This window comes from Pseudomonadota bacterium, from assembly GCA_026388275.1.
Classification (GTDB): Bacteria; Desulfobacterota; Syntrophorhabdia; order Syntrophorhabdales; family Syntrophorhabdaceae; genus JAPLKB01.
The window spans coordinates 77976-90069 of sequence record JAPLKB010000009.1 but is presented as its reverse complement, the minus strand read 5'-3'; the positions used below and the strand labels follow the sequence as shown (position 1 = coordinate 90069).

13 protein-coding genes are annotated in these 12094 nt (G+C 42.6%); 12 read left to right on the top strand and 1 reads right to left on the bottom strand.

Features of this window, described 5'->3' with window-relative positions; all coding sequences use genetic code 11:
- Window positions 1–77: 77 nt before the first annotated feature.
- The 6 genes from NT010_01955 (at window position 78) to NT010_01930 (ending at window position 6633) form a co-directional block, all read left to right on the top strand.
- Window positions 78–428 carry an STAS domain-containing protein gene (locus NT010_01955; protein ID MCX5804820.1) on the top strand — a complete coding sequence of 117 codons (351 nt, stop codon included), beginning with the start codon at window positions 78–80 and terminating at the stop codon, window positions 426–428.
- Window positions 421–786, top strand: coding sequence for a response regulator (locus NT010_01950; GenBank protein ID MCX5804819.1), 366 nt, complete (start codon window positions 421–423; stop codon window positions 784–786). Before NT010_01955 ends, NT010_01950 begins: the two co-directional genes overlap by 8 nt.
- Entirely contained in the window at window positions 783–2906 is a 2124-nt protein-coding gene (locus NT010_01945; GenBank protein ID MCX5804818.1) for a chemotaxis protein CheA, read from the top strand. The genes NT010_01950 and NT010_01945 overlap by 4 nt, the downstream gene beginning before the upstream one ends.
- A 70-nt stretch (window positions 2907–2976) precedes the next feature.
- Complete coding sequence (locus tag NT010_01940; protein MCX5804817.1) at window positions 2977–4695, top strand: methyl-accepting chemotaxis protein; 1719 nt, start codon at window positions 2977–2979, stop codon at window positions 4693–4695.
- A gap of 91 nt (window positions 4696–4786) precedes the next feature.
- On the top strand, window positions 4787–5293 hold the full coding sequence (locus NT010_01935; GenBank protein MCX5804816.1) for a chemotaxis protein CheW: 507 nt from the start codon (window positions 4787–4789) through the stop codon (window positions 5291–5293).
- 185 nt (window positions 5294–5478) lie between these two features.
- Window positions 5479–6633, top strand: coding sequence for an MBL fold metallo-hydrolase (locus NT010_01930; protein MCX5804815.1), 1155 nt, complete (start codon window positions 5479–5481; stop codon window positions 6631–6633).
- A gap of 45 nt (window positions 6634–6678) precedes the next feature.
- Here NT010_01930 and NT010_01925 read toward each other — a convergent pair whose 3' ends face one another.
- A complete protein-coding gene (locus NT010_01925) occupies window positions 6679–7626 on the bottom strand; it encodes an amidohydrolase family protein (GenBank protein ID MCX5804814.1) in 948 nt (315 codons plus the stop codon).
- Between the two features lie 94 nt (window positions 7627–7720).
- Here NT010_01925 and NT010_01920 point away from each other — a divergent pair, with 94 nt between their 5' ends.
- The 6 genes from NT010_01920 (at window position 7721) to NT010_01895 (ending at window position 12068) form a co-directional block, all read left to right on the top strand.
- Window positions 7721–9355, top strand: coding sequence for a peptide-binding protein (locus tag NT010_01920; GenBank protein MCX5804813.1), 1635 nt, complete (start codon window positions 7721–7723; stop codon window positions 9353–9355).
- A complete protein-coding gene (locus tag NT010_01915; protein MCX5804812.1) occupies window positions 9336–10310 on the top strand; it encodes an ABC transporter permease in 975 nt (324 codons plus the stop codon). The genes NT010_01920 and NT010_01915 overlap by 20 nt, the downstream gene beginning before the upstream one ends.
- A 162-nt stretch (window positions 10311–10472) precedes the next feature.
- Window positions 10473–10715, top strand: coding sequence for a hypothetical protein (locus tag NT010_01910; GenBank protein ID MCX5804811.1), 243 nt, complete (start codon window positions 10473–10475; stop codon window positions 10713–10715).
- A 158-nt stretch (window positions 10716–10873) separates the two neighbouring features.
- The gene (locus NT010_01905) at window positions 10874–11053 is read left to right on the top strand and encodes a hypothetical protein (GenBank protein ID MCX5804810.1); all 180 of its coding nucleotides are present in this window, start codon (window positions 10874–10876) and stop codon (window positions 11051–11053) included.
- Entirely contained in the window at window positions 11050–11469 is a 420-nt protein-coding gene (locus NT010_01900; GenBank protein MCX5804809.1) for a hypothetical protein, read from the top strand. The genes NT010_01905 and NT010_01900 overlap by 4 nt, the downstream gene beginning before the upstream one ends.
- 248 nt (window positions 11470–11717) lie before the next feature.
- Window positions 11718–12068 carry a nuclear transport factor 2 family protein gene (locus tag NT010_01895; GenBank protein ID MCX5804808.1) on the top strand — a complete coding sequence of 117 codons (351 nt, stop codon included), beginning with the start codon at window positions 11718–11720 and terminating at the stop codon, window positions 12066–12068.
- Window positions 12069–12094 lie beyond the last annotated feature (26 nt).

Sequence of the window (12094 nt, the reverse complement as noted above, 5' to 3'; positions counted from 1 at the left end):
CCTATTTTGTTTTTAATTCCGCCAACCGAAAAAGCAAGTAGATTCTCAGATATTAAAAAAAAGAAAGGCATTTAGCAATGTTTGAAAGCAGGACAGAAGACAAAGAGAAAAGCAAAGTTCTTGCATTATCGGGAGATTTAACGGTCTCCAATGCGGAATTATTTAAAACAGCCCTCGCCGATGCAATGAAAAATACGGATAATCTTGTTTTAAATCTTACCGGTATTATAGGCGCTGACGTTTCATGTTTGCAAATCATTTGCTCGGCACACAAGAAGGCAATAAATTCCAACCAATCTATAAAAATAGACGACAACCCATCGATTATTTTCAAAGATGCGTTAAGAGATTCGGGATTTCTGCGGCAGAAAGGTTGTCTGTTAGATGTACAAGAAAGATGTTTATTGACGGGGAAGAAAAATGAGTAAACGGATATTAACAGCAGATGATTCTGCAAGTGTCAGACAGATGGTGGCGTTTACCCTAAAGGGGGCAGGCTATGAGGTTGTTGAAGCAGTGGACGGTAAGGATGCCTTATCCAAGCTTAACGGTAATCCCATTCACATGGTTATTACAGACCTCAACATGCCGAATCTTGACGGCATAGAGCTGGTAAAAGGCATAAGGGCAAGCCAGGCATACAAATTCATCCCTATTGTCCTGCTTACAACAGAATCCCAGGAGTCAAAAAAACTTGAAGGTAAAAAAGCCGGTGCCACAGGATGGATAACAAAACCTTTTAAGCCTGAACAGTTAGTTGCTGTGGTAAAGAAGGTATTGGGATGACAATTACAAACACATACTCAGAAACATATAAGGAAGAGACAAACGAGCAATTGCTGGAACTCGAAGAATCTCTTCTGGAACTTGAAGAAACTCCGGATGATGGAGAACTGATTGGAAAGGTATTCCGTATTATGCATACCATCAAAGGGTCCGGTGCAATGTTCGGTTTTGATGACATTGCAGCCTTCACCCATGATATAGAAACAGTCTATGACAAAGTAAGAGCCAAAGAAATCCCCGTTACGAAGGAACTCATCAATCTTACCCTTCTAGCCAAAGACCGCATCAAATCGATGCTCGATAAGACCCCCCTTGACGAAGCCCTTGAAGGACTGACCCCATCAGAGATAGTTACTGCCTTTAAAATGTTTGCCTCAGGAGGAGAAGCGCTTCCCCCCCTATTTAACCTGACTCCTCCTGTTGAAGGGGCTTCGTTTCACCAAATAAATTGTGAAAGTGCAACATACCGAATTCGTTTTAAACCCTCGACGGATGTTTTTTTTACCGGTACAAACCTTCTCCTCCTTCTAGATGATCTCCGTTCTCTGGGAGAATGCAAGGTTGTTGCACAAATAGATAACATACCCCCTCTGGACGAAATAAATCCCGAATACTGTTACACCTCCTGGGACATGATTCTTACAACCGATCAGGGGATAAATACAATAAAGGATGTTTTTATTTTTATAGAAGACTCTTGCGAATTGACAATAAATATTATTGACTGCAAAAGTATTAATGAGGACGAGGAAGATTATAAAAAGATCGGCGAGATACTTGTCGAAAAGGGCGACCTAAGAAAAGAGGACCTCCAGGAAGTCCTTAATCAAAAAAAATACCTCGGCGAGATACTTGTCGAAAAGGGATTGGTGGTTCCGGACAAAGTGGCATCGGCTCTTGTTGAGCAGGAACATGTCCGAAGGATGCGGGACAAATCAAAGGCAAAGGAAGATGCACAGACAAGTATCAGAGTTCCCGCAGAGAAACTGGATACCCTCGTCAATTTGGTAGGAGAACTTGTTACTGTACAGGCACATTTAACCCAAACAACCTCCTTTTTTCATAACGCGGAACTTAATGCTATTGCAGAAGAGGTTGAGAGGCTGACCGTGGAACTGCGGGATAATACCTTGAATATACGTATGTTGCCTATAGGAACCACCTTCGGGAGATTTAAGAGATTGGTAAGAGACTTATCCGTCGAACTTGGTAAAGAGATAGAATTGGTAACAGAAGGCGCAGAGACAGAACTTGACAAGACTGTTATCGAAAGACTTAACGATCCCCTTATCCATCTTATCAGGAACAGTATCGATCACGGAATAGAGCCTCCTGATGTGCGGGTATCGAAGGGCAAGCCGAAAGCAGGTACGATACTTCTCTCCGCAATTCACTCGGGAGGAAACGTGATTATCCGGATTCAAGACGACGGGAAGGGCCTTGATAAAGAGGCAATCCTTGCAAAAGCTGAAGGAAAAGGGCTTGTTGCCCAGAATGCGGACCTCACGGAAAAGGACATTTTTGGTTTTATTTTTCATCCCGGATTTTCTACTGCCAGGGAGGTGACAAGTGTTTCCGGCAGAGGTGTAGGCATGGATGTGGTGCAAAAGGCCATAGATTCATTACGTGGTTTAATCAGTATCACAAGCGTGAAGGACAAGGGTACCACCGTTACCCTCACTCTTCCTCTCACCCTTGCAATCATTGAAGGTCTTCTTGTTGCCATCGGCAGAAGCAATTTTGTCATTCCGCTTTCCATCGTTGAAGAATGCGTGGAATTAACCGGCGAAGATGTAAAAAAGTCTTATGGAAGGAATATTGCTCGCATTCGCGGTGAACTGGTTCCATATATCAGACTGAGAAACGAGTTTAATATCCGGGGAGAAAGGCCTCCCATAGAGCAGATTGTTGTAACCGGAAGGAATGGTGAAAGAATGGGTTTCGTGGTGGACCAAGTCATTGGAGAGCACCAGACGGTAATTAAGAATCTGGGGAAGTTCTATAGAAATGTGGAAGGTATTTCCGGCGCCACTATTCTGGGTGACGGAACAGTAGCATTAATATTGGATGCGACAAAAATAGCTAAGAATGTAGAAATGGCGGAGGCTGTCTTTGGTTGATACGGTCTTTACTCTTTCATTATGAAGAGCAGATATACATCGGAACCATGTGTTCCGAAAGGAGGTTGTTATGAAAAGTTTTAAGAACTGGAAGATTTCAACAAAAATAATGGGGATTTCGGTGTTTACCATGGTGGTGATCATATCGGGCATCATGTTTTATTTACTGCCCCTTGTTGAGAACAAATTGATGGACGAGAAGAAAAATGCCACAAAAAATGTGGTAGATGTGGCCTATACATTGACCGCTTCAATGGAGGCAAAGGTAAAATCGGGCGAGTTAAAGCCGGATGAGGCCCAGAAAAGAGCGTTGACAACTATTAAGAATCTCCGTTACAAAAACAACGAGTATTTCTGGATTAATGACCTCAATACAAAGATGCTAATGCACCCCATTAAACAGGAATTGGAGGGCAAAGATTTGTCTGGAGAGAAGGATTCTCACGGTAAATTATATTTTCAGGAATTTGTTAAGGTTGCCAAGGATAAAGGAGAGGGTTTTGTTGATTATTTCTTTCCGAAACCCAATGAAACCAAACCGTCGCCAAAACTTTCTTATGTGAAACTCTTCAACCAATGGGGATGGGTTATAGGCAGCGGCATCTATATTGACGATGTGAGCGCTGAAATAGGAAAGATGCGTATACAGATCATCATTGCCACCATTTTGATTGCGGCAATTATACTGTGCATTGCCTTCTTTGTTTCAAAGATTATCACGCGTTCATTAAATAAGGCCGTTGAAGTAGCAAATGAGCTTTCCGAGGGAAACCTGGCTCTTATTGTTGAATCTGATACAACTGATGAAGCCGGTCAGTTGCTGAACGGAATGAAGAATATGGTTGAAAAATTGAAGTCGATAGTTGCCGACGTCAAAACCTCTGCCGAAAACGTAACATCAGCGAGCCAACAGATGAGTTCGTCTTCCCAGCAGATGTCGCAAGGCGCAACAGAACAGGCAGCCTCCGCTGAAGAGATTTCTTCCTCTATGGAGGAGATGACATCCAACATCAGACAGAATGCGGATAATGCCCAGCAGACGGAAAAAATAGCCGTAAAAGCAGCACAGGATGCCAGAGACGGTGGAAATGCCGTTACAGAGACTGTTGCTGCAATGAAGGAGATTGCCACAAAAATCAACATCATTGAAGAGATAGCCAGACAGACAAACCTTTTGGCCCTCAACGCAGCAATAGAAGCGGCCAGAGCAGGTGAACACGGGAAAGGTTTTGCAGTGGTTGCAACAGAGGTAAGGAAGCTTGCAGAAAGGAGCCAGACAGCAGCAGGAGAAATAGGCAAACTCTCTACGTCAAGCGTTGAAGTTGCAGAAAAAGCCGGCATTATGCTCGGGAAAATTGTCCCCGATATACAAAAAACAGCGGAACTTGTCAGTGAAATTAACGCTGCAAGCAACGAACAGAATATCGGGGCGGAGCAGATAAACAAGGCAATCCAGCAACTCGATCAGGTTATTCAACAAAATGCTTCTGCCACGGAAGAGATGGCATCCACATCAGAGGAGCTTGCAAGTCAGGCAGAGCTATTACAGGACACCATAGCATTCTTCAGGGTAGAAGAAACCGGCATGAAGAGAACTGCCGTAAGACCTAATACAGAGGCAAAGAGGGATAGAGGAATAAAACAGTATAAGACACAGCTCCCGGCCAATCATGCTCATGTGCATGCAGCAAAAACAAGCGGCACTAATGGCAATGGCAAGCTATCCGGTATTGCCCTAGATCTCGACAATGTTCATGATAAGCTTGACGAGGAATTTGAGAGGTTCTGATAATGGCAAGGGCCGGGGTTCTGTGGTCAGGCGCCGGCGAGGTCTCTGAATTCCGATAACCGGTCATTGTCTATAAAAAGGAGGTTGACTCATGAGTGTTTTATCAATAACCGATACACGGCAATATCTCACTTTTCAATTAGGCGAGGAGGTCTTTGCAATAGATGTTTCCTGTGTGAGAGAAATTTTAGAGTTTACAACAGTTACCAAAGTGCCAAAAACTCCGGATTACATGAGAGGCGTTATTAACCTGCGGGGGAGCGTGGTCCCTGTATTGGATATGAGATTAAAATTCGGCATGACTAAAACTGAGAAAAAAGTCAATACATGTGTAATTGTCATAGAGGTTTCGTTTGAAGGAGAGACCACCATCATGGGAGCCCTCGTAGATTCAGTCCAGGAAGTCCTCGAATTAGACCCGGATCAGATAGAACCTGCCCCGAGGATAGGCATACAACTCAAGACCGAGTTTATCAAAGGCATGGGCAAGAGGGATGACCGCTTCATTATTGTCCTGGACACTGACAAGGTCTTTAGTGCAGAAGAACTTAATGCCATTACACAGGATTTTGATAATGAAATAGCGGCAAATGAATAAGGATCATACGGATGAAGAAATATAACTCTGGAACGAATATCAAAAAAATATTATAATTCTCATCTTAGCGAAGTATATCACCGCTTATGCTTATACACGAGGAATCCCGTTGTTTATACCCGGTTTAACGATTTTACGTGGAGACCGGCACAATTTTCAAATAATAATATACCCAAGAGGCAAAAATGATTTTCAGACAATTTAACTTTGACGGATGTCTTTCCTATGTATCAGCATGCAGTAATGAACTCGTGGGAATTATCATAGATCCTTCCCACGAGACAGAACCCTATTTTAGTTTTGTAAAAGAGAAGAAACTGAAGATTTTGTATGTTGTCGACACCCATACTCATGTGGATCATATATCGCTGGCCACTGAGCTGGCTGATGCCTTAGGTGCAAAGACGGTAATGTATAAGAACACACCAATACAGAGGAAAATAGGAGAGGATATAAAGGATTTGTACGGAATTGAGAAAATCATTGCTGAAAATGCCGGCAAGCGCGTGGATATCTTTATTGATGAAGGCGATGAATTAAAAACAGGCGGTCTTGTTTTCAGTGTCATTTTTACCCCCGGTCACACCCGGGACTCCATGTGCCTTGTTTCCAATCACAGAGTATATACAGGGGATACGTTGCTTATAGGGCAATGCGGTAGGACCAATCTGCCGGGAGGGAACTCAAAGGAAATGCATAACAGCCTCTTCGGCAAACTCATAGGTCTGTCAAATGACCTGATTGTTTACCCCGCCCATGATTATCAGGGCAACATAAATTCATCCCTTGGCTATGAAAAGATACATAATGTCTGCCTCAATACCGAAAGAACTGATGAAGAGTTCGACAAATTCCTTGTTAACCTTTTTCCACCCCTCGATGCAGGAAACGGCAAGCTGCAATGCGGTCTGACTACGGGCAGGCAGGCTGAGCCCGGGGAAAAGAATGATTTGAATCCTCTTATGAAAACCTTCTGTTTTTCAATGGAACATTACCTCGAACAGCCTCATGAAGCAACTCTCATCCATGCTGAAGATCTGTATGAACATATTAAAAACAAAAAGAAGTTTCTTATAATAGATGTAAGAGCACCGGAAGAACTATCAACAACAGGACACATAAAAGGCGCGATAAACATTCCTGTCGGGGAGATTGCCAGGAGGGTTGAGGAACTGCCGAGAAATCTTGACACAGCCATAACGGTAGTCTGCGAAAGCGGTATACGTTCGGCACATGCGGCACTCTATCTTCGGGCCTATGGCTATAACAATGTCAAAAACCTTGAGTACGGCATGAGAGAGTGGAGGACAAAGGGGTTCCCTATCGCTTATCCCGAATAAAGGTTCATTAAAGAGCGCTAAAGTAATTTTTTTGTAAACCTTTCCTCACCTTCCGCTGAGATAGGCTTCGGGGTTTCCTGAAATACAATTTGTTATAATATTTTCTTCATAACCCATGTCAATAAGTCTTCTTGCCGACTCAACAACAGTCATAGCGCCGCCCTTCAGAATCCCGCGCAAATCCCTTACGCCCTGAAATCCGTTTTCCGTTTTCCGGCTTCCGGTTTTTACCGTATCCTTTACAGAATCTGAGATAATAATAATCTTTTCAGGAGGTTTTCCTTTAAAGATCAATTTAATTGTTTCCGGGTGGAGGTGGTATGGATCTGCAATCACCTCGATATAAACATGCGGGTTGGTAAACCCGAAACCTGCGATGCCCGGTTCTCTGTGGTGAAATCCGCGCATTGCATTAAAAATATGTGTAATGCCCTTTGCCCCTGCATGGAAACCTTCTCTGGCTTCCTGATATGCTGCATCTGAATGCCCCATACTGACAATGATTCCCATATCGGCCGCTGCCCTGATGAGATCGATCGCTCCATCCAGTTCAGGCGCTACGGTGATGATTTTTATCATATCTTCAAAACCTTCCGTAAGCCTTTTAAGGTTGTCAACAGTGGGATTCAGAAACGACAGAGGATTGAGAGCACCGCATCTGGAAGGATTGAGAAAAGGTCCCTCAAGGTGCACCCCGATTATCTTTGCTCCTTCATAAGAATCCGCTCCGAATGTTGAATGTTGAATGTTGAATGTTGAGTTGTCCAACTCCGGACTCTTGAATTTGGACTCTGAGCTTTGAAATACCATTGCCCTTTTCACTGTTATCATATTTGCTCGCATATCCTCTATGGGTCCAGGGTAAATTGCGGGCAGGATTTTTGAAACACCATTACTGCCATGGATTTCTGCAATCTTTAAAACATGTTCCACAGTGATCGTCTTTGTATCATAGCCGCCTATCCCATGTGTGTGTATATCTATAGCTTCCATAAATCTTATTACTTATAGATATTACCTGAAAACTAATTTATGTCCAGCTTTCTTTACTTTGAGGTCTCCCTCTGTTAAAATAACTTAAACCAGAATGTCCATAAAGAAGAATATAATCCTGATACTCTGTATATTTTTGTTTCTATCGTGCTCACAAAAGAAGGACGAAGCCTTATATAATGACCCCGGGAAACCCGGATACGGAGATACTATTATTACCGGCTCTATTGGTGAACCCTCAAACCTGATCCCGATATTATCATCGGACAGTGCATCCCATGAAGTTGCATCCTACATCTATAACGGGCTTGTCAAATACGATAAAGACCTGAATATTGTCGGAGACCTTGCCGAATCCTGGGATATATCCAAAGATAACCTTTCCATCACATTCCGTTTAAGAAAAGATGTTAAATGGCATGACGGTAAGCCTTTTACTGCCCATGACGTTATGTACACATACAAGGTAATTGTTGATCCGAAGACGCCCACAGCCTATTCAGGAGATTTTAAGCTTGTTAAAGATACCAGGGTTGTTAATGATTGCACCTTCAGAGTGACATACAGCGAGCCCTTTGCTCCTGCGCTTATAAGCTGGGGGGCATCCATTCTGCCGGCACATCTTATGGAAGGCAAGGACATTACTGCATCGCCGCTTACAAGAAAACCTGTGGGCACGGGCCGGTATATATTTAAAGAATGGATAGCCGGAGACAGGGTGCTTTTATCTGCCAATGACAATTATTTCGAAGGCAGGCCATACATAGACAGATACATTATGAGGATTATCCCTGACAGCGCTACCATGTTTCTTGAACTCAAGCAATACGGCATAGACATGATGGGACTGACCCCCCTGCAGGCTGTCAGACAGACGGACTACCCTAAATTCAAAAGAGAATTTAATAAATTCAAATACCTTTCTTTCACCTATGTTTATCTGGGCTATAACCTGAAACACAAGTTTTTTAAAGACAAAGGGGTAAGGCAGGCAATAAGCTATGCTGTCAATAAGCAGGAGATCATTGACGGCGTGCTCCTTGGTCAGGGCATCGAGGCAACGGGACCATTTAAGCCGGATATGTGGGCATATAACGGAAATGTAAAAAAATATGAATATGATACGAAAAAGGCCCTGGCACTCTTGAATGAGGCAGGTTTTAAGAAAGGGTCAAAGGGTATGCTCGAAAAAGACGGGACACCCTTTGAATTTACAATCCTTGTCAATCAGGGGAATACAGTGAGGATACAGTGCGCCGAACTGATACAAAAGAGGCTTTCCGAAATAGGCATCAAGGTAAAAATACGCGTTATCGAATGGGCAAGTTTTGTCAACGAATTTATAGACAAAAAGAATTTTGAGGCAGTAATATTGGGCTGGACTATCCCCCAGGACCCGGATATATTCGACATCTGGCATTCATCAAAACAGGGAAAGAAAGAATTGAACTTTATGTCTTTTGAAAATAAAGAAGTGGACGAACTTCTTGTAAAGGCCCGGCATACACTTAATAAAGAAGAAAGAAAAAAGTATTATTTCCGCATTCAGGAGATACTTGCTGAGGAACAGCCCTATACATTTCTTTTCATCCCCTATGCAAATGTTGCTGTACACAGGAGATTCAAAGGCATAGAACCGGCTCCGGCAGGCCTGATGCATAACTTTGAGAAATGGTATGTACCGGAGGGACAGAGGAGGCACAAGATAAATGCTGCGCTATCTCCTTAAAAGATGCTTTTTCATGATACCTATGATATTCGGGATCACCCTTATTTCATTTGTTATCATACACCTGACGCCCGGCGAACCGGATGTAATGGGTGGAGAAATGAATCCCAAAGTTACAAAAGAGGTAAGGGAGAGGATCAGGTCCCTTTACGGGCTGGATAAACCGCTCCACATTCAATACTATATGTGGGTTAAAAGATTTGTGAAGCTTGATTTCGGAATATCATTTGCTCAGGACAGAAGACCGGTAATAGACAAAATAAAGGAAAGAATACCCGTCACAATCTCGATAAATTTTCTTTCAATGATATTAATATTTTTTATCGGCATCCCCATCGGCATTTATTGTGCACGTTACAAGGACAGCCTCCTTGACAAGAGTTTAACGGCCTTCGTTTTTGCAGGATATGCTGCCCCCACTTTCTGGATTGCCCTACTTTTAATGATCTTTTTCGGTGTATACCTCGACTGGCTGCCCATATCAGGGTTAAAGTCTTTCAATTATGAAGAATTTTCACCCATCGGTAAAGCTGTTGATATGACAAAACATTTAATCCTTCCTATATGCATATCTGCCTTCGGCGGCCTTGCCGGCATCTCGCGATATATGAAAAACAGCCTGCTTGAAGTGTTAAGACAGGAGTATATAGTGACTGCATATGCCAAGGGGCTTCCGGAAAATATGGTTCTCAGAAAACATGCACTCAGAAATGCCCTTTTGCCTGTCATTACTATTCTGGGGCTTTCAGTGCCGGGACTAATCGGGGGCAGTGTTATTTTTGAGAGCATCTTCTCCATTCCCGGCATGGGACAGTTGTTCTATATGAGTGTTATGTCAAGAGACTACCCGACGATTATGGGTATCCTTGTGATAGGTGCATTCCTGACACTAATTGGCAATCTCATTGCCGACATCATGTATGCAGTTGCAGATCCTAGGATACGGATAGGTTAACACCTGCGGATTTTCACTGTTGTGTTCTTCATACCGTTGCAAAGCGCTTAAAATAACAGCTTAACAAAATTCCTTAAAACTCGATAATAAATTCATGGCATTCTTTTTTATATTTATAATGCAAAAGCTTGAAAAATGTCAGTGCAGAGATTATATTAAATTATGACTGGAAAAGAAAAAAATCTGATAAATGTTTACGCAGATGAGGCCTTTCATGGCAGTACGATTCGTCAGGAGATCCCTGTTTGTGATTGCGGCAAGTCCTATAATGAAAAAACGCTTTATGATGCACCCGGAGTATTCTTCAGAAATGTTGATATTTTTGGAAAAACATTCACACTGATAGAGCCGATCTGCCCGATATGCAAGCGGAAAATTACGGCAAGCTACCACATACTCAACTGAAACAGTGTTGAAATAACAGCCCTCTATCTCACTGTGTGAGCTAAATGAGATGCTTGCCTCTCTTACTTCATAAACTTTCTTCTAATGAATAATCCGGCAAGTCCTGTTCCCAGGAGCCATGCACTGGGAGGAATTGGCCCAAATTATTGAGGGACTTAATGAAATCATTGCTTAGCAAGCAAAAAGCCAGCCTTGGCATTGGAGAGAGAAATCTTGGTGGAAAAGTGAATTTTAAGACATCACAGGAAGAAGGTACTGTATTCAAATTTTCACTACCCTATAAATGTTCAAGGAAAATTCAAAGAGAAAACCAACAAAAAAAAGGAGGATGGAAATGAAAAAGATTGTAATGGTATTAGTTGTTGTCGGAATCATTGCTTTTGGGATTAGCGCGGCTATGGGTATGCATCATGCAATTAAAATTCAGGAGAAGGAAGGAATAGGAAAATATTTTATCGATACTGAAGGCAAAACATTGTACTGGTTTAAAAAGGATTCTCCAGGAAAAAGCACCTGTACCGGCTCCTGTTTAGAAAAATGGCCCATATATTACAGGGAAACGGTTGCAGCCCCAAAAGGAGTAAAGGCAGAGGATTTTGGCACCATTACCAGAGAAGACGGCAAGAAACAGACAACCTTCAGGGGATACCCGCTTTATTATATGGTCAACGATAAACAGCCGGGTGAAACAGTCGGTCAGGGTGTAAATAATGTGTGGTTTGTGATAAATCCCGATAATTTCCCGCCTAAGTAGTTTTCTGTACAAAGGACCGGCCGTTATATTTTGGTGTGTCCTTCGGGGTGCTGAACCCATTCGTCATTCAGACGAAGGCTTAACACCCCGAAGGGTAATTGCTGTAGCAACCCACCGGCTAAAGCCGGTGGGTCAGTTGATTAGGGCAATGCAGCAAAAAGGCCTTCGGTTGATCCATGGATTGAGTCGGCATCATACTTTATACATCAGTTTGATTGTAATAAAATGATATTGGAGGAGGAAGAATCATGGATGCAAAGCAGGTCGTGACAAATTATCATAATGCCTGGACTAACGGTGATATAGAAACAGCACGTGCTTACCTGTCAGATGACTTAGATTTTCAAGGAAGCATTGATACTTTCAGTCGGGCTGATGATTTTACGGCTGCACTCACTATGTTTCAAAAAATGCTTCGGGGAATCAACTTAATTCAAAGCTTTTTTTCTGACAGTGGAGCTGCTTTGCTGTATGAATGCGACACGATAAGTCCTGCAGGCGTAATTAGAACAGCCGAGTTCTTTACGGTTAAAGATGGCAAGATTAAATCCATCCGGCTGGTTTTTGATGCTACTGAACTTAGACGGCTTATGGGCTGAGACAAGATAAATCATTCCATAACTTT